General features: G+C 60.7%; 15 protein-coding genes. 11 read left to right on the top strand and 4 right to left on the bottom strand.

The window, feature by feature from the left end; translation table 11 throughout:
• Nucleotides 1–87: 87 nt before the first annotated feature.
• The 4 genes from QOM08_RS24675 to QOM08_RS24690 all read right to left on the bottom strand — a co-directional run bounded on the left by QOM08_RS24675 (nucleotide 88) and on the right by QOM08_RS24690 (nucleotide 4,522).
• Nucleotides 88–372, bottom strand: a complete 285-nt coding sequence (locus tag QOM08_RS24675) for a YceK/YidQ family lipoprotein (protein WP_160893627.1) — start codon at nucleotides 370–372, stop codon at nucleotides 88–90.
• Nucleotides 365–1,012 (bottom strand): flavin prenyltransferase UbiX, encoded by a 648-nt coding sequence (gene ubiX / locus QOM08_RS24680; protein WP_139049082.1) that lies wholly within the window; start codon nucleotides 1,010–1,012, stop codon nucleotides 365–367. The genes QOM08_RS24675 and ubiX overlap by 8 nt, the downstream gene beginning before the upstream one ends.
• On the bottom strand, nucleotides 1,009–2,358 hold the full coding sequence (mpl, locus tag QOM08_RS24685; RefSeq protein ID WP_076383495.1) for a UDP-N-acetylmuramate:L-alanyl-gamma-D-glutamyl-meso-diaminopimelate ligase: 1,350 nt from the start codon (nucleotides 2,356–2,358) through the stop codon (nucleotides 1,009–1,011). Before mpl ends, ubiX begins: the two co-directional genes overlap by 4 nt.
• A 259-nt stretch (nucleotides 2,359–2,617) precedes the next feature.
• Nucleotides 2,618–4,522, bottom strand: coding sequence for a sigma-54-dependent Fis family transcriptional regulator (locus QOM08_RS24690; RefSeq protein WP_188251949.1), 1,905 nt, complete (start codon nucleotides 4,520–4,522; stop codon nucleotides 2,618–2,620).
• Nucleotides 4,523–4,812: 290 nt separating this feature from the next.
• Here QOM08_RS24690 and QOM08_RS24695 point away from each other — a divergent pair, with 290 nt between their 5' ends.
• From QOM08_RS24695 to QOM08_RS24745, 11 genes are all read left to right on the top strand, one after another.
• Nucleotides 4,813–6,333 carry an aldehyde dehydrogenase family protein gene (locus tag QOM08_RS24695; protein WP_076383493.1) on the top strand — a complete coding sequence of 507 codons (1,521 nt, stop codon included), beginning with the start codon at nucleotides 4,813–4,815 and terminating at the stop codon, nucleotides 6,331–6,333.
• 267 nt (nucleotides 6,334–6,600) lie between these two features.
• A complete protein-coding gene (eat, locus tag QOM08_RS24700; protein ID WP_047229474.1) occupies nucleotides 6,601–8,049 on the top strand; it encodes an ethanolamine permease in 1,449 nt (482 codons plus the stop codon).
• Nucleotides 8,050–8,106: 57 nt separating this feature from the next.
• Complete coding sequence (locus QOM08_RS24705) at nucleotides 8,107–9,501, top strand: ethanolamine ammonia-lyase subunit EutB (RefSeq protein WP_316912258.1); 1,395 nt, start codon at nucleotides 8,107–8,109, stop codon at nucleotides 9,499–9,501.
• Nucleotides 9,502–9,528: 27 nt separating this feature from the next.
• On the top strand, nucleotides 9,529–10,353 hold the full coding sequence (gene eutC / locus QOM08_RS24710) for an ethanolamine ammonia-lyase subunit EutC (protein ID WP_316912259.1): 825 nt from the start codon (nucleotides 9,529–9,531) through the stop codon (nucleotides 10,351–10,353).
• A gap of 106 nt (nucleotides 10,354–10,459) precedes the next feature.
• Complete coding sequence (locus QOM08_RS24715) at nucleotides 10,460–10,921, top strand: GNAT family N-acetyltransferase (RefSeq protein WP_092394658.1); 462 nt, start codon at nucleotides 10,460–10,462, stop codon at nucleotides 10,919–10,921.
• A gap of 365 nt (nucleotides 10,922–11,286) precedes the next feature.
• Nucleotides 11,287–11,943: a DedA family protein gene (locus QOM08_RS24720; RefSeq protein WP_316912260.1), complete on the top strand. Its 657-nt coding sequence runs from the start codon at nucleotides 11,287–11,289 to the stop codon at nucleotides 11,941–11,943.
• Nucleotides 11,944–11,949: 6 nt separating this feature from the next.
• Nucleotides 11,950–12,762, top strand: a complete 813-nt coding sequence (locus QOM08_RS24725) for a zinc-dependent peptidase (RefSeq protein WP_139049079.1) — start codon at nucleotides 11,950–11,952, stop codon at nucleotides 12,760–12,762.
• Nucleotides 12,763–12,873: 111 nt separating this feature from the next.
• On the top strand, nucleotides 12,874–13,401 hold the full coding sequence (gene ppa, locus QOM08_RS24730; RefSeq protein WP_047229468.1) for an inorganic diphosphatase: 528 nt from the start codon (nucleotides 12,874–12,876) through the stop codon (nucleotides 13,399–13,401).
• A 195-nt stretch (nucleotides 13,402–13,596) separates the two neighbouring features.
• Complete coding sequence (locus tag QOM08_RS24735; RefSeq protein ID WP_316912261.1) at nucleotides 13,597–14,328, top strand: helix-turn-helix transcriptional regulator; 732 nt, start codon at nucleotides 13,597–13,599, stop codon at nucleotides 14,326–14,328.
• 553 nt (nucleotides 14,329–14,881) lie between these two features.
• Nucleotides 14,882–17,377: an N-6 DNA methylase gene (locus tag QOM08_RS24740; RefSeq protein WP_316912262.1), complete on the top strand. Its 2,496-nt coding sequence runs from the start codon at nucleotides 14,882–14,884 to the stop codon at nucleotides 17,375–17,377.
• Nucleotides 17,370–18,578 carry a restriction endonuclease subunit S gene (locus tag QOM08_RS24745; RefSeq protein ID WP_316912263.1) on the top strand — a complete coding sequence of 403 codons (1,209 nt, stop codon included), beginning with the start codon at nucleotides 17,370–17,372 and terminating at the stop codon, nucleotides 18,576–18,578. Before QOM08_RS24740 ends, QOM08_RS24745 begins: the two co-directional genes overlap by 8 nt.

Genomic DNA, 18,578 nt, shown 5'->3' on the forward strand with positions numbered 1-18,578 from the left:
TTCAGAAGGAATGCGTACCAATGTGGGAGCGAGCCTGCTCGCGATAGCGGTGGACCAGCTTACATCCATGTTGGATTGTAGCGCTGGTTACAACCCACCCGTAGCCTGAAACCCCACGCCAATCACCGTCAGCAACGACAACGGCAATAACAAGGTATCGAGCAACGCACTGGCCGGCAGATCCACGCCTGGGTAACGCGGCGCTTCGGCGCCAAAGCGGTCCTTGGCGCAACAGCCACCGTTAAGCGCATACAAGTCCAGGCGCGTGCCCGCATACACCACCGGCGCGCCGGGTTTGGCGGCGTCCAGGGTGCGGGCGGTGGCGCAGCCGGTCAGTTGCAGCGCCAGCACCACCACCAGCAGCTTATTCATCACTGCTCAAATGGTACTCGCCCCAGCGCGGCAGCATGTCCTGGGGGATGTTCAGCAGATTGAGAATCCGCGCGACCACAAAATCGATCAGGTCATCGATAGTCTGTGGCTGGTGATAAAAACCCGGAGAGGCCGGCAGAATCGTCACGCCCATGTTCGACAGCTTGAGCATGTGCTCTAGATGAATACTCGAGTACGGTGCCTCACGCGGCACCAGGATCAACTGGCGACGCTCCTTGAGCGTCACGTCGGCGGCGCGCTCGATCAGGTTGTTGCAGGCACCGGTGGCAATCGCCGAGAGCGTACCGGTGGAACACGGCACCACCACCATCGCCGCCGGCGCCCCGGAGCCCGAAGCCACCGGCGACATCCAGTCTTCCTTGCCATACACACGAATCTGCCCCGCCGCCGCACCGGTGTATTCAGTGAGGAAGGCCTGCATCATTTGGGTCTTGGCTGGCAGGGTGACGTCGGTCTCGGTGGCCATCACCAATTGCGCCGCCTTGGAGATGAGGAAATGCACCTCGCGGTCTTCCCGCACCAGGCAATCGAGCAGGCGCAAGCCGTACTGGGCGCCGGAAGCACCGGTCATGGCCAGGGTGATGCGGTCGGGGCCATTGCTCTCCGGGCGCGTGTTCATTTCAGTGCCTCGGCCAATTTGCCGTGCAGGCCGCCGAAACCGCCGTTGCTCATGATCACCACGTGAGTACCGGGCTGGGCCTGGCTCTTCACGCGCTCGATGATGCCTTCCAGGGAGTCGCTGACAATCGACGGCACCGTACACAACGCGGCGGTGGCGCCGAGGTCCCAACCCAGGTTGGCCGGCGCGTACCAGATCACCTGGTCGGCATCCACCACGCTTTCCGGCAGGCCGTCGCGGTGGGCGCCGAGTTTCATGGAGTTGGAACGCGGCTCGATGATGGCAATCAGCGGTGCATCGCCGATGCGCTTGCGCAAACCGTCAAGGGTGGTGGCGATGGCCGTCGGGTGGTGGGCGAAGTCGTCATAGATGGTGATGCCGCGCACTTCAGCGACCTTTTCCATCCGCCGCTTCACGCTTTTGAACGCACTCAGCGCGGCGATGCCCATGGACGGCACCACGCCGACATGACGGGCCGCCGCCAGGGTGGCCAGGGCGTTGGCGACGTTGTGCTGGCCGGTCATGTCCCAATCGACCACACCTTGAGCCACGCCTTCGAACATGACTTCGAACTGCGAACCGTCGTCCTTGAGCAACTTCACTTGCCACTGCCCGCCGGCGCCGGTGGTTTGCACCGGGGTCCAGCAACCCATTTCGATCACCCGCTGCAACGCGGGCTCGGTGGTCGGATGGATGACCAGGCCTTCACTCGGAATGGTGCGCACCAAATGGTGGAACTGCCGCTCGATGGCCGGCAGATCGGGGAAGATGTCCGCGTGATCGAACTCAAGGTTGTTGAGGATCGCCGTGCGCGGGCGGTAGTGGACGAATTTCGAGCGTTTGTCGAAGAACGCGCTGTCGTATTCATCGGCCTCGATCACGAAGAACGGCGTACCACCCAGGCGCGCCGACACCGAGAAATTCTGCGGCACGCCGCCGATCAGGAAGCCTGGGCTCATGCCCGCGTGTTCCAGCACCCAGGCGAGCATGCTGCTGGTGGTGGTCTTGCCATGGGTGCCGGCCACGGCCAGGACCCAACGGCCCTGCAACACATGATCGGCCAGCCATTGCGGGCCGGACACATAAGGCAGGCCTTTGTTGAGCACGTATTCAACCGCCGGATTGCCACGGGACATGGCGTTGCCGATGACCACCAGGTCCGGCGCGGGGTCCAGTTGCGCTGGGTCGTAGCCTTGGGTCAGCTCAATGCCCTGGGCCTCCAGCTGCGTGCTCATCGGCGGGTAGACGTTCGCGTCGGAACCGGTCACGTGATGGCCCAGCTCCTTGGCCAATACCGCCATCGAGCCCATGAAAGTGCCGCAAATACCGAGAATATGGATGTGCATAGTCGACCTCGTAAACATGGCCGCAGGTTAGCGTAGGGAGGGGGAAATCGCACCTTGTGTTTCGAACTGCAACCATCAGAACACCGCAAATCCTCTGTGGGAGCGAGCTTGCTCGCGATAGCGGTGGGTCAGTTTGCGGCGATGTTGGATGTGCCGCCGCCATCGCGAGCAAGCTCGCTCCCACATTCAACCGCATTCCTTCTGCAAGAACTCGGTCAACTGTGGGAGCGGGCTTGCTCGCGAATGGCCACGACGCGGCTCAGCGGGCGATGGCGTGTTTGCGCAGTTTCCGATAAAGCGTATTGCGGCTGATGCCCAGTTGCTCGGCGGTGTGGGTCATGTGCCAGCGCTGGCGCTCCAGTGCATCGAGCAGCGCCAACCGCTCGGCATCTTCCAGCGGGCGTTCCGCCACGGTTTCAACCGACGCCACCGGACACTGGCGAATCATCGCCGGCAGATCCTCCAGCCCGATCCGCCCGCCGTCGCACAACGCAGCAAGGGTGCGCAGCACATTGCGCAGTTGCCGCACGTTGCCCGGCCAATCAAAACTCAGCAATGCCTGGCGCGCCGGTTCGTCGATCGCCACCGCTTCGGCGCCCGCTTCTTCGGCCAACAGAAAATCCAGCAACTGGGACTTGTCGCTGCGCTCGCGCAACGCCGGCAAAGGGATCTCCAGGCCGTTGAGGCGATAGTACAAGTCCTCGCGAAAACTGCCGTCGCGCACCCGATCAAGCAACTGACGGTGGGTGGCGCTGATGATGCGCACGTTCACCGCTTCGGGTTCGCCACCGATGGGCACCACCTGGCGATCTTCCAGCACCCGCAGCAAACGGGTCTGCAAGGCCAGGGGCATGTCACCGATCTCATCCAGAAACAGCGTGCCCCCGTCGGCCTGTTGCAGCTTGCCGCGCATGCCTTCCTTGCGCGCACCGGTGAAGCTGCCGCCGCGATAACCGAACAGCTCACTCTCGATCAGGCTTTCCGGGATGGCTGCGCAGTTAAGCGCCACGAAGTTTTTCCCGGCACGCTGGCTGGCGTGATGCACGGCTTTGGCGAAGGCTTCTTTACCAGAGCCGGTTTCGCCATGGATCAGCAGCGGCACATCGCGCTCAAACACCCGCAGCGCCTTGCGAAAATGCTCTTGCAACACCGCATCTCCCAGGCAGATGCCCGGTAACCGGGCGGGCTCGATGGCTTTAAACGCAGGGACGACCGGGACCGGCACACTGCGCGGCTGCCCCCGCAGCACGGCAAACAAATGCCGCCCGTCACGGGTGCGCAACGGCCAACTGGCGCTGGCCTGGGTGCTGGCCCGTCCGAGCAGCTCATCCAGTGAACAATCGAAAAAGTCTTCCACCCGCTGACCCAGCAAGCCACCGCGAATATGCCCCAACAGGTTCAGCGCGCTCTGGTTGACCGCGCTGATCCGCCCTTCGCCGTCGAACGCCAGCAGCCCCTCGCTGAACAACCCCACAGACTCGGCCTGCAAGTGAAAACGCAGCAGCCATTGATTGTCGAAGCAGCGCAGGAAATAGCAGCTCTCGATCATCTTCGCCGAGAGGTTGACCAGGGCCATGGTGTGGAACTGGCTCTGGCGCGACACGTCCGGCCGGGCCGATGACACATCCAGCACCGCAAGCAGTTCGCCATGGGGATCAAAAACCGGGCTGGCCGAGCAGGTCAGGCCGGTGTGGCGGCCGCGAAAGTGTTCTTCCTGGTGAATGGTCAGGGCCTGGCGCTCCACCAGGCAGGTGCCGATGCCGTTGGTGCCTTCGCAGGCTTCGCTCCAGTCGGCGCCGAGCCAGAGGCCGGCCCGTTCGAAAATCTTGCGCTCACTGGGGGCGGTGACACAGTTGAGGATCACGCCGCGCGCGTCGGTCAGCAGCACCGCGTGGCCGGCGCCGGAGAGTTGTTGATGCAGGCTGGTCATTTCCGTGCCGGCGATGTGCAACACCTGTTGCAGGCGCTCGCGGCTTTCCAGCACCCGGCCATGCTCAAGCACCGTCGGCGCCAGGTTCTGCGCCGGGTCGAGGTGATAGTCCTCAAGGCAGCGCAGCCAGGAACGGGCAATCGACGGATCGCTGCCAGGGCCCTGCAAATGGGCCTTGCCCTGGGTGACCGTCAGGACTTGTTGGGCATGGCGACTCAAGTGGTTGCTGTGCATTTCTTATTGTTCTCCCCGAGGGTAGCGGCCCTCAGCATCCTCCAGCCACTGGCGCTTTGCAATGCTGGCGCGACCTGTCAGTCACAGACTGTCTCGCATCTGGCACAAACTGTCACACCCGCTGTATCGCTATCGTCACGCAGGGCATCCGTTTGTCCGACGAACTGCTCCTAAAGTCTTGATTTACGGGCCTTGCAAGGCAGTGGCCCGACCTTTGCTCTAGGCTTAATTACCAGCGCTCAATTTTGCGCGGCCTCCCGTATAAGCACAAAAGCCAAGGAGAACTCATCATGCGTTACGCTCACCCCGGTACTGAAGGCGCTATCGTTTCGTTCAAGAGCAAATACGGTAACTACATCGGCGGCGAGTTCGTCGCGCCTGTCAAAGGTCAGTACTTCACCAATACTTCCCCGGTCAATGGCCAGCCCATTGCCGAATTCCCGCGTTCCACCGCCGAAGACATCGAAAAAGCCCTGGACGCCGCCCACGCCGCTGCCGATGCCTGGGGCGCCACGTCCGCCCAGGCCCGTTCGCTGGTCCTGCTGAAAATCGCCGACCGCATCGAAGCAAACCTTGAGGTTCTGGCGATCACCGAGTCCTGGGACAACGGCAAGGCCGTGCGCGAAACCCTCAACGCCGACATCCCCCTGGCCGCCGACCATTTCCGCTACTTCGCCGGTTGCCTGCGCGCCCAGGAAGGCAGCGCCGCCGAGATCGACGGCAACACCGTGGCCTATCACATCCATGAACCGCTGGGCGTGGTCGGGCAGATCATCCCGTGGAACTTCCCGCTGCTGATGGCCGCCTGGAAACTCGCCCCGGCCCTGGCCGCCGGTAACTGCGTGGTGCTCAAGCCCGCCGAGCAAACCCCATTGGGCATTTGCGTGCTGATGGAGCTGATCGGCGATCTGCTGCCACCTGGCGTACTGAACGTGGTGCAAGGCTTCGGCAAGGAAGCCGGTGAAGCCCTGGCCACCAGCAAGCGCATCGCCAAGATCGCCTTCACCGGCTCGACCCCGGTCGGCTCGCACATCATGAAATGCGCGGCCGAGAACATCATCCCGTCTACCGTGGAATTGGGCGGCAAGTCGCCGAACATCTTCTTCGAAGACATCATGCAGGCCGAGCCGAGCTTCATTGAGAAAGCGGCCGAAGGCCTGGTGCTGGCGTTCTTCAACCAGGGTGAAGTCTGCACTTGCCCTTCCCGCGCCCTGGTGCAGGAGTCGATCTACGACGAGTTCATGAAAGTTGTGATGAACAAAGTCCTGCAGATCAAGCGCGGCGACCCGCTGGACACCGACACCATGGTCGGCGCCCAGGCGTCCGAGCAGCAATTCGACAAGATTCTTTCGTACCTGGAAATCGCCAAGGGCGAAGGCGCCGAACTGCTGACCGGCGGCCGGGTGGAAAAACTCGAGGGCAACCTGGCCACGGGTTATTACATCCAGCCCACCCTGCTCAAGGGCACCAACAAGATGCGCGTGTTCCAGGAAGAAATCTTCGGCCCAGTGGTGAGCATCACCACCTTCAAGGATGAAGCCGAAGCCCTGGCCATCGCCAACGACACCGAGTTCGGCCTCGGCGCCGGTCTCTGGACCCGCGACATCAACCGCGCCTACCGCATGGGCCGGGCGATCAAGGCCGGTCGCGTCTGGACCAACTGCTACCACCTCTACCCGGCCCATGCGGCGTTTGGTGGCTACAAGAAGTCCGGCGTGGGTCGTGAAACCCACAAGATGATGCTCGATCATTACCAGCAGACCAAGAACCTGCTGGTGAGCTATGACATCAATCCGTTGGGGTTCTTCTAAGGCATTGGGGCGAGGCAGGTGGTTCTGCTTCGCCCTTGAGATTGCTATCGCGAGCAGGCTCGCTCCCACACAGGATTTGTGGATGGCGCTCCAGTTTCGGCTGGCCCAACTCCCCTGTGGGAGCGAGTCTGCTCGCGAAAGCGGTGTGTCAGTCACATAGTTGCTCAAGGTGCCGCCGCCTTCGCGAGCAAGCCCGCTCCCACAGGGGTACTGCGCTAATCCGGCGATCAGGCTAGACAAAAAAACAATAAAAACAGGTAAACCCTTATGCCAAGCGATCAAGCAAACCCGCAACCGGCAACGTCCTCGGTCGACTTTGAAAAAGTCGGCTCCGAATACTTCCAACAACGTGAACTGAAAAAAGGCGCGGCGGGCTGGGTCCTGCTGGTGGGCCTGGGGGTGGCGTATGTCATTTCCGGGGACTACGCCGGCTGGAACTTCGGCCTGGCCCAGGGCGGTTGGGGCGGGATGTTTCTTGCCACGCTGCTGATGGCCGCGATGTACCTGTGCATGTGCTTTTCCCTGGCCGAGCTGTCCTCGATGATTCCTACCGCTGGCGGCGGCTATGGCTTTGCCCGTAGCGCATTCGGGCCCTGGGGCGGGTTTCTCACGGGCACGGCGATCCTCATCGAGTACGCCATCGCCCCCGCGGCGATTGCCGTGTTCATCGGCGCGTATTGCCAATCGCTATTCGGCATTGGCGGCTGGATGATCTATCTGGCGTTCTACATCATCTTCATCGCCATCCACATATTCGGCGTGGGTGAAGCGCTCAAGCTGATGTTCATCATCACTGCCGTCGCCGCCCTGGCATTGGGGGTGTTTCTGGTGGCGATGGTGCCGCACTTCGACGTCGCCAACCTGCTGGACATCCCGGTCACCGCAGCCACGGGCGCCAGCCCATTCCTGCCGTTCGGCTACGTCGGCGTGTGGGCAGCCATTCCGTATGCCATCTGGTTTTTCCTGGCCGTGGAAGGCGTACCGCTGGCGGCTGAAGAAACCAAGAACCCCAAGCGCGACCTGCCGCGCGGCCTGATCGGCGCCATGCTGGTGCTGGTGGCGTTTGCCCTGCTGATTCTGGTGATCGGCCCAGGCGGTGCGGGTTCCAATGCGCTGATGGCTTCGGGCAACCCGCTGGTGGAAGCCCTGGCCAAGGCCTACGGCGGCTCGACCTGGATGGGCAACTTCGTCAACCTGGTGGGCCTGGCGGGCCTGATCGCCAGCTTCTTCTCGATCATCTACGCCTACTCGCGGCAGATCTTCGCGTTGTCTCGCGCCGGTTACCTGCCACGCAAGCTCTCCGAAACCAATAAAAGCAAAGCACCAGTATTGGCGCTGGTCATCCCCGGCATTATCGGTTTCGGTCTGTCCCTGACCGGCCAGGGCGATCTGCTGATTCTGGTGGCGGTGTTCGGCGCCACCATCTCCTACGTGCTGATGATGGCCGCGCACATCACCCTGCGCATCCGCCGCCCCAAAATGGACCGGCCATACCGCACACCGGGAGGCATCTTCACCTCGGGCGTGGCCCTGGTGCTGGCGTGCATCGCCGTAGTAGCGGGCTTTCTGGTGGATCCGCGGGTGGTCATCGGCGCGGCGATCATCTATGGAGTGTTAATTGCTTACTTCGCGTTCTACAGTCGGCATCACTTGGTAGCAGGCACGCCCGAAGAAGAATTCGCGGCCATTCAGAAAGCTGAAGAAGCCTTGCACTAAGTTGTAAAACGCCGAAAACCACGGCGCCGCCCAGCGGCGCCGTCACGGAGAACCTGTATGGCCAGTTTTGCACACACGGTCGGCGCCCAGACCTACCGCTTCGACAGCCTCAAAGACCTGATGGCGAAGGCCAGCCCGGCGCGTTCCGGGGATTTCCTGGCCGAGGTCGCGGCGCTCAACGATGGCGAACGCGTAGCAGCGCAAATGGCCTTGGCCGACCTGCCCCTCAGCCATTTCCTGCAAGAAATGCTGATTCCTTACGAGGACGATGAAGTCACCCGGCTGATCGTCGACACCCACGATAAACAGGCCTTCGCCGCCGTCAGCCACCTCACCGTCGGCGGTTTTCGCGACTGGCTGCTCAGCGATGCGGCCGACGAACACAGCCTGCGGGCGCTGGCCCCGGGCCTGACCCCGGAAATGGTCGCCGCCGTGTCGAAGATCATGCGCGTGCAGGACCTGGTGCTGGTGGCGCAGAAAATCCGCGTGGTGACGAAATTTCGCGGCACCCTCGGCCTGCGCGGGCGACTGTCGACCCGCCTGCAACCCAACCACCCCACCGATGAGCCCGCCGGGATCGCCGCAAGCATCCTCGACGGCCTGCTCTTCGGCAATGGCGACGCCATGATCGGCATCAATCCGGCCACCGACAGCACAGCGTCGATCTGCGCCATGCTGGAAATGCTCGACGCCATCATCCAGCGCTACGACATCCCGACCCAAGGCTGCGTGCTGACCCACGTCACCACTTCCATTGAAGCGGCGAACCGTGGCGTGCCCCTGGACCTGGTGTTCCAGTCCATCGCCGGCACCGAAGCGGCGAACGCCAGTTTCGGCATCAACCTGAACATCTTGCAGGAAGGCTACGACGCCGGGCTGAGCCTGAATCGCGGCACTTTGGGCAACAACCTGATGTATTTCGAAACCGGCCAGGGCAGTGCCCTTTCAGCCAACGCCCACTACGGTGTCGATCAACAGACCTGCGAAACCCGGGCCTACGCCGTCGCACGGCATTTCAAGCCGTTTTTGGTGAATACCGTCGTAGGATTTATCGGCCCGGAATACCTGTACAACGGCAAACAGATCATCCGCGCCGGCCTCGAAGATCACTTCTGCGGCAAGCTTTTGGGCGTGCCGATGGGTTGCGACATCTGCTACACAAACCACGCCGAAGCCGACCAGGACGACATGGACACCCTGCTGACCCTGCTGGGCGTGGCCGGAATCAACTTCATCATGGGCATCCCCGGCTCCGACGACATCATGCTCAACTACCAGACCACTTCGTTCCACGACGCCCTCTACGCCCGCCAGACCCTGGGCCTGAAGCCGGCGCCGGAATTCGAAACGTGGCTGGCGAACATGGGCATTTTCACCCAGGCCGATGGCCGGGTGCGGTTCGGCGACAACCTGCCACCGGCGTTTCGTCACGCATTAGCTCATTTGGGATAAGCCGCATTTGGGATGAGAGAACTGCCCATGGATAAAAAACCTGTAGATCCACAAAACCCTTGGCTGAATCTGCGCAACCTCACCCCGGCGCGCATCGCCCTGGGCCGCACCGGCACCAGCCTGCCGACCTCGGCGCAACTGGACTTCCAGTACGCCCATGCCCAGGCTCGGGACGCCGTGCACCTGGCCTTCGACCATGAAGGCATTCGCGCGCAACTGACTGAACGCGGCCGCGAAAGCCTGCTGCTGCACAGCGCCGCCAGCGACCGCAACAGCTACCTGCAGCGCCCGGACCTGGGCCGACGGCTCGACGAGGCCTCCGTACAAATACTGGAGGACTACGCAGCGGCCAATCCCGGCGGCGTAGACCTGGCCATCGTGGTGGCCGACGGCCTGTCGGCGCTGGCGGTGCATCGGCATACCTTGCCGTTCCTGGCGCGGCTGGAAGAACAGACCGCCGCTGATGGTTGGTCAACCTCGCCGGTGATTCTGGTGGAACAGGGCCGCGTCGCGGTGGCTGATGAGGTGGCGCAGCGGCTCGGCGCAAAAATGTCGGTGATCCTGATCGGCGAACGCCCCGGCCTCAGTTCCCCCGACAGCCTGGGGTTGTATTTCACCTACAACCCGAAAGTCGGCCTGACCGATGCGTATCGCAACTGCATCTCCAACGTCCGGCTCGAAGGTTTGAGCTACGGCATGGCCGCCCACCGCCTGATCTACCTGATGCGCGAGGCCTGCCGCAGACAGCTCTCGGGGGTCAACCTGAAGGACGAAGCCCAGGTCCAAACTCTAGACTCGGAAAATACCGCCGATATGAAAGGTAACTTCCTACTGATGCCGCCCCGAAGCTGATCCGTTTACAAGTTTGCGTTTTTGATCCGCTTTCAGGCAGCATCGAAGCACGGCAGAACGCCGTTGTTGTCCGAGTATCTGTCGACCTTTGCAGACGAGACCTACTATGCGGATTATCCAAGCGACCCTGGAACACCTGGACCTGCTGACCCCATTGTTCGTCAAATACCGGGAATTCTATGGCTCGCTGCCCTACCCGGATTCGTCCCGAGCCTTCCTCGAAAAACGCCTGCGCCGCAAGGAATCGGTGATCTACCTGGCGTTGCCCGATGACGATGACAACCGGTTGCTGGGCTTCTGCCAGCTCTACCCAAGCTTCTCATCACTGTCGCTCAAGCGCGTGTGGATCCTCAACGACATCTACGTCGCCGAGGACGCCCGCCGCCAGCTGGTGGCCGACAACCTGATCCGCACCGCGAAAAAAATGGCCAAGGAAACCAACGCCGTACGCATGCGCGTCTCCACCAGCAGCAACAACGACGTGGCGCAGAAAACCTACGAGTCCATCGGCTTCAAGGAAGACACCGAGTTCAAGAACTACGTGTTGCCGATCAGCGAAGAGCTCTGACCCGATTACCGCGGACTGATCAATAACCCCTGTGGTTGGGTGAAACGTTGTGGCGAGGGGATTTATCCCCGCTGGGCTGCGCAGCAGCCCCAGAACCTGAGCACGCGGTGCATCAGGCAGACCGGGTTGGCTGCATTTGGGACCGCTTCGCGCTCCAGCGGGAGCAAGCTCCCTCGCCACAGAGTTCTTCACCCAGCCAGAAGCCTCCCGACATCCCCCGCTACAAACTCACCACGCACACCACCCTCGACCTCGTATAATGCCGCTCTTCCCGGCTTGTAAGAAAAAGCTACACGCGCTGTAGCCTTACTCGAAGCCCGACCCACAGGCCCCACCCAGTCAGGCCGCGACCACAGGTGCTTTGCATGGATTTCAACCCCCTCGACCTCATACTGCATCTCGATGTGTACCTCGACCTGCTGGTGACCAACTACGGGCCGTGGATCTACGCCATCCTGTTCCTGGTGATCTTCTGCGAAACCGGCCTGGTGGTGATGCCCTTCCTGCCGGGCGATTCCCTGCTGTTCATCGCCGGCGCGGTAGCCGCCGGTGGAGGCATGGACCCGGTGCTGCTCGGCGGCCTGCTGATGCTGGCGGCGATCCTCGGCGACAGCACCAACTACATCATTGGCCGCACCGCAGGCGAACGGCTGTTCAGCAACCCGAACTCGAAAATCTTCCGCCGCGACTACCTGCAACAAACCCACGATTTCTACGACAAACACGGCGGCAAAACCGTGACCCTGGCGCGCTTCCTGCCGATCATCCGCACCTTCGCCCCCTTCGTCGCCGGCGTTGCAAAAATGCCCTACCCGCGCTTCTTCGCCTTCAGCGTCCTGGGCACCATCCTGTGGGTCGGCGGCCTGGTCACCCTCGGGTTCTTCTTCGGCAACGTGCCATTCATCAAGCAGAACCTGTCGCTGCTGGTGCTGGGCATCATCCTGCTGTCGCTGGTACCAATGATCGTCGGCGTGATCCGCAGCCGCCTCGCCGCCAACGCCTCGAAAGCCCATCCGCGCTGATCGGCCATGTGGTCCCTGAGCGGCTGGCGCCGGCAACGCACCCTCGCCAAACATCCCGTCAGCGAGGAAACCTGGCAGCGGGTGCGTCACCAGTTGAGCTTTCTCGACGGCATCAGCGCCACCGAGGACCAATGGCTGCGCGAAGCCTGCGTGCTGTTTCTGCATGACAAACACCTGAGCGCCCTGCCCGGCGTCGAACTGCACCAGGAACAACGCCTGCTGCTCGCCGCCCAGGCCCAATTGCCGCTGATGCACCTCGGCGACTTGAACTGGTACCAGGGCTTCCACGAAATCGTGCTCTACCCCGACGACTTCCTCAGCCCCCAGCGCTACCGCGACGCCAGCGGCATCGAGCACGAATGGGACGGCGAACACAGCGGCGAAGCCTGGCCCCAAGGCCCGATCATCCTGGCCTGGGACGGCGTGCTCGCCAGCGGCGGCTGGGACGGCTACAACCTGGTGATCCACGAGCTAGCGCACAAACTCGACATGCTCAACGGCGACGCCAACGGCCTGCCACCGCTGCATGCCGACATGCGGGTCAAAGACTGGGCCGAGGCCATGCAACAGGCTTTCGACGACCTCAACCGTCAACTGGACCAGGATCCGGACGCAGAAACCCTCATCGACCCCTACGCCGCAGAGAATCCGGCGGAGTTCTTCGCCGTCACCAGCGAATACTTCTTCAGCGCCCCGGACCTGCTGCACCAGGCGTACCCGCGGGTCTATGAACAGCTCAAGGCGTTCTACCGCCAGGACCCGTTGGCCCGGCTGCGGCAACTTCAAGCCGAAGATCCGGTCTATCAGGCGTCATACTAAGGTCTCTAAGACCCTTGTAACGTGGCATCGACGGCCGAATATGCCTATAATCGCCGCCACTTTTTGGTCAATCCGACCAGTCATTTGGTCAACTAACGGGGGCACCGCCCAATGAGCTACAGCAAGATTCCGGCTGGCAAAGACCTGCCGAACGACATCTACGTCGCGATCGAAATCCCGGCCAACCACGCCCCGATCAAATACGAAATCGACAAAGACAGCGATTGCCTGTTCGTTGACCGTTTCATGGCCACCCCAATGTTCTACCCGGCCAACTACGGTTTCATCCCCAACACCCTGGCCGACGACGGTGACCCCCTCGACGTGCTGGTCGTGACCCCTTACCCAGTCGCCCCAGGCTCGGTCATCCGCGCCCGTCCGGTCGGCATCCTGAACATGACCGACGACGGCGGCGGCGACGCCAAAGTCATCGCCGTACCGCACGACAAACTGTCGCAGCTGTACGTCGACGTGAAGGAATACACCGACCTGCCAGCCCTGCTGATCCAGCAGATCGAACACTTCTTCGAGAACTACAAGGATCTCGAGAAAGGCAAGTGGGTCAAGATCGAAGGCTGGGCCGGTGCAGACGCCGCCCGCGAAGCGATCACCAAGTCGGTTGCCGCCTACAAAGGCTGAGACTGAAGTAAAGAAGAACCCCGGTTTGCACCGGGGTTTTTTTATGTCTTAATGATGATAAATACGAAGTTGTATTAATACCGTTTAACGCCGTTTAGCCCGCCCCTTTCAAATCCTGCAAACGGAAAGATCGTCTTATATATTTGCACGACATGTTTATTGCCGAAAACACCGTCGCCCCTAAACTTTCCGTTTATGAAAATACTTTCCAGTGGCGACCGCTTCAGAGCCCTTCTAAAAGAAGCGAATATCCGATCCGCCGACTTCGCGAAGTTATACGGCGTGAAATCCCAGCACATAAACAACTGGTTCAACCGTGGCATCCCGCCAGGGCGCATCTACTCCATCGCCAGCCTGCTGACCGTCAGCCCGCAATGGCTCGCCACCGGCGAAGGCCCGCAGACCCCACTGGGCCTGGGCCCCGGCATCACCTATGAAGCCGCCGAAAACGATGGCGTCTACAGCGTGCAAGAGACCACGGACATCGAACTGCCCCTCTACAAGGAAGCCCCCATCGCCCCCGGCGAAACCAAAACCCACATCATCGAAATCCCCGACCAAACCATCCGCCTGCCCCGCAGCCACCTAGAATCCCTGGAAATCGACCCCGGCGATGCCATCTGCACCACCATGGTCGGCGACAGCATGGCCGAACGCATCGAAGACGGCTCCACCCTCGCCATCGACCGCGGCCTGACCCAAATCGTCGACGGCCATATCTATGCGCTTGAGCACGACGGCATGCTGCGTATCAAATACCTGCACCGCGTCCCCGGTAATCGGCTGCGGCTGCGTAGCCACAACAACACCGCCTACCCCGACGAAGTCTTCAGCGCCGAACAGATTGATGCGCAAAACATACGGGTGATTGGCTGGGTGTTCTGGTGGTCCACCCTCAACAAACAGAGACCGCCGGTGTTCGACTAACCCACCCAAGACCAGAAACGGTGGCGGGAATTGTGGCAGCTGTAGCCGGAGCTGTGGCAGAAGCTTTTGTGGCGAGGGAGCTTGCTCCCGCTGGGCTGCGCAGCAGCCCCCTGCTTTCCCCCTGAATCACCGATAACCCAATGATTCCACACCACTTACCACTGGGATTCTGAAGAAAACCCGCGTATCCTCCGCCCCACATTTGCGAGCCAACACCTCGCACCGACAAGGCAGATCACTTTCTGACCAAGTCCCACAGCCGGCCGCAAGAGCCGGATGTACGTTTTGAAGGCTGGTGAGGTTTGTCAAAAACGAACTGAGTTAGTCAACGAGAAGCCGGCCATAAGCCGGCTTTTTAATGTCTGAAATCTCTACTTATCTTCGCAGCCACGGCATTTAAGCGTAAGCATCCGGGCATCCTGTCTTGCGCTGCCCAACCTGACCCCGTACAACCGAGACTGCTCAGTACTGAGCTTGGATTGGGATACAATCCCCGGCATTTAATACCATCAGGATCGGCATCCGCTCCTGGGTGCCCATAAGAGATTCCGCAATGCCCCTCACGCTTCAACAACTGGAACGCCATCTGTTCAAGGCTGCCGATATTCTGCGCGGCAAAATGGATGCCTCGGAGTTCAAGGAATACATTTTTGGCATGCTGTTCCTCAAGCGCTGCTCCGACGTATTCGAGGAGCGCTATGAGCAGGTCGTCGCCGATCAGATAAATGCCGGCAAGAGTAAATCCGAGGCATGTGCCCTGGCGGAAAATCCGCGCTGGTACAAGGTCCATGGCAATTTCTGGGTGCCCATCCATTCGCGATTCTGGTACGTGCTCAACGAAGCGCACACCAATGTCGGCGATCTGTTGAACAAGGCGCTGGCCGGCATCGAGGGAAACAATGCGGACCTGGAAGGGGTGCTGGAGCACATCGACTTCACCCGCAAGGTAGGCCAGAGCAAAATTCCCGATCAGAAGCTGCGCCAACTCATCACCCACTTCGGTGACGTGCGCCTGCGCAACAGCGACTTCGAATTCCCCGACTTGCTGGGTGCTGCCTACGAATACCTGATAGCAGAGTTCGCCGATTCGGCCGGCAAGAAAGGCGGCGAGTTCTATACGCCACGTCCGGTGGTGAGACTGATGGTGCAACTGCTCAAGCCGACCCTAGACCACGATATCTATGACCCCTGCTGCGGCTCGGGCGGCATGTTGATTGCTGCCAAGGAATACATTGACGAGCACGGAGAAGACGGTCGCAAGGCCAACCTTTTCGGCCAGGAATTCAACGGTACCGTCTGGTCCATCGCACAGATGAACATGCTGTTGCATGGCATCAGCGGCACCGGCCTGGAGAACGAAGACACCTTGGCCAACCCTCGGCATGTCGAAGGCGGTGAGTTACGCCGCTTCGACCGCATTCTCACCAACCCGCCGTTCTCCATCAACTGGGGTCATACCGAGAAAAGCCCGGATGGCAGCTTGGCCTGGAACCCGACATTCCGCGAGCAGCGCTTCCGCTTCGGCGAGGTGCCACTGGGCTCGAAAAAGGCCGACCTGATGTTCCTGCAGCACATGCTCGCAGTGACCCGCGACGAGGGCATGATCGCCACCGTACTGCCCCACGGCGTGCTGTTCCGGGGCGGTGAGGAACGCGGCATTCGCGCTGGCATTATCGAGAACGACCTGCTCGAAGCCGTGATCGGCCTGCCGGCCAACCTGTTCTATGGCACTGGTATTCCGGCCTGCATCCTAATCCTGCGCCAACAAAAGCAGGAAGGCGCCAACCGTGTCAGCGCCAAGCCTGCCGAGCGCCAGGGCAAGGTGCTATTTATCAACGCTGACCGCGAATACTTTGAGGGCCGTGCGCAGAACTACTTGCTGCCCGAGCATATTGAGAAAATCACCACCGCCTTCGACGAATTCCGCCGGATCGATGGCCTCTGTGACGTGGTGGATATCGCCACTTTGCGCGACGCCGGTTACAACCTGAATATCCGCCGCTATGTGGATAACGCACCGCTGCCCGAGCCGCATGATGTACGTGCCCACCTGCTGGGTGGTGTGCCCAAGGCCGAAGTCGAAGCGAAAACGCCGCTGTTCGCCGCCCACGGCCTCGACCCTCATGACCTATTCGTGGCGCGCGACGCACAATATCTCGACTTTCGCAGCGAGCTAACCCGCCGCACCGACCTCAAGCCGGCCATCGAAGGCAATGTAGGCCTGCAGGTCAAGGAAGCCGCCCTCCGTGAGGCCTTCGAGCGCTGGTGGCACGAACACAGCCCGCGAATCACCGCCCTGGCTGGGAAGCTGGATAACAGCGCTGCCCTGGTCGAGTTGCGCGGCGAACTGCTGGCCAGTTTTAGCCAGACGCTGGAAGGCATCGGCCTGCTCGACCCCTTCCAGGTTCGGGGCATCGTCGCCGGCTTCTGGTACCAGAGCAAATACGACTTCCTTGGCTTGATGGCTCGCGGTAGCCGGGGCGTAATCGACGCTTGGCGGACCAGCATCATCACGGCTCTGGAAGACAAGGCCAGCAAGCAAAGCCCGCTGGAGCACAAGCTGGTGAAATTCCTGCTCGGTGATTTTGTTGCCGGTTTGGCCGAGCTAGAAGCAAAAAAGGTCGAACTGGATAGTCAACTCAAGGCCGCATCCCCGATCAAGGGGGAAGAGGCTGACGAGACAGACAGCGCGACGGATACAGATGACGAAGAAAACACCGTCGACGAAGCCCAGCTCAGGGCCTGGAAAGCCGAGTTGATAAAGGTGAAAAAACAGCTCAAAAGCCGGCAGGAGAACTTCGCCAGCCACCTGAATCAGGCCGTCGACGGGCTGGACGAGCAGCAAGCGGCCGAACTGCTGTTGACCATCCTGCACAACGACATGCAGGCCATCGTCGAACGCTATATCGCCGCCCAGCGCAAGCAGATAGTCGCCGCCTTCGAGAACTGGTGGGACAAGTATCGAATAACGCTGAACGAAATCGAGCAGAAGCGCAATGCGGCGGCAGAGGCGTTAGATGGTTTCCTGAAGGGATTGGGATATGTCTAAACTCGACGCGCTCCTCTCTCTTGAATATGGTGAGCCGCTACCTGCCGAACGCCGTACTGGACACGGCTTTCCCGTATTTGGCTCAAATGGTGAGGTGGGTCGCCATCAATCCGCACTGATCGCTGGGCCGGGGATTGTTGTCGGTCGTAAGGGCAGCGTTGGCAAGGTCACTTGGTCTGATGATGATTTATGGCCCATTGATACGACGTATTGGGTGAACTGTCCGCCAGAAGAGCGTCGTTGGCTGTATTGGGTACTGTCTTGGTTGCCGCTTCATCTACTGGATACATCTACGGGTATCCCAGGACTGAACCGGAGGGATGTCTATGAGCTGGAGGTTTACCGACCAGAATTCGGGGAGCGGCGTAAGATTGCCCAAATCCTGGACATCCTCGACACCGCCATACGCGAAACCGAGGCACTGATCGACAAGCTCAAGGCCGTCAAGCAGGGCCTGCTGCACGACCTGCTGACCCGTGGCATCGACTCCAACGGCCAACTGCGCCCGCCACAGAGAGAGGCGCCGCAGCTCTATATGGAGTCGCCGTTGGGGTGGATTCCTAAGGAGTGGGAGGTTGTGCCCCTGGACGAGGCATGCACTCACATAGTGGACTGTCCACATTCAACGCCGAGTTTTCAAACCGAAGGTGCGCTGGTCGCACGGACCATGCACATCAAGGATGGAGTCTTCCTTGAAAAAATGGCGTCTCGTGTGTCGGCGCGCGAGTATAGAGAACGCATTGCCAGGCTGGAGCCTACCTCTGGCGACTTAATCTTCACCCGAGAGGCCCCTGTAGGTGAGGCATTTGTTATTCCAGAAGGGATGCAAATATGTTTGGGGCAGCGAGTCATGCTGCTTAGGCCGCAAGCAGGCAAGCTCACCAGTTTCTATTTGTTAGCACAGATATATTCTGGATCAGTAAAGGACCGTATTGCCCTGTTGACTTCGGGAACGACCAACCCGCACCTGAATGTTTCAGAAGTGAAGCGTTTCGAGATTCCGTTGCCCCCACCTGATGAGCAGGCATTGATCACTGACCGCTTCTCCAGCCTTGGAGACAGAATCCAATACGAACGGGCGCAGTTGGAAAAACTGCTTCAACAAAAATCCGGCCTGATGGACGATCTACTAACCGGCCGTATGCGTGTCACCTCGCTACTCGAATCGGTGCAGCAATCTGCTGCGCCAATGGGAACCTAA

Source organism: Pseudomonas sp. P105 (assembly GCF_032614175.1).
Classification (GTDB): domain Bacteria; phylum Pseudomonadota; class Gammaproteobacteria; order Pseudomonadales; family Pseudomonadaceae; genus Aquipseudomonas; species Aquipseudomonas rhizophila.